General features: G+C 55.3%; 1 protein-coding gene. It reads left to right on the forward strand.

What is annotated here, in order from left to right:
- Positions 1 to 217: transposase (locus tag HMPREF3149_RS13950; protein ID WP_246819989.1), on the forward strand; the 217-nt coding region annotated here is incomplete at both ends.

Raw genomic sequence — 217 nt, forward strand, 5'->3', positions numbered from 1 at the left:
CAAGGCACTGCGCATTAAATGGCCCGACGTTGCCATCCAGCGCTGTCTTGTTCACGTCCAGCGCAACACCTTTGCTGATATCAGCCGCAACCCGATTCACCCAGCCCATAAAGCAATCCGAAAGCTGGGCTACATGCTCGTCCAGGTACGCAATCCCGAAGATGCTGCACGGTTTACAGCTGCAGTTCACCACACCCGCATCACCTTTGCTGATTGG

The sequence above is a fragment of the Corynebacterium sp. HMSC05E07 genome (assembly GCF_001807225.1).
In the GTDB taxonomy this organism is placed as follows: domain Bacteria; phylum Actinomycetota; class Actinomycetes; order Mycobacteriales; family Mycobacteriaceae; genus Corynebacterium; species Corynebacterium singulare.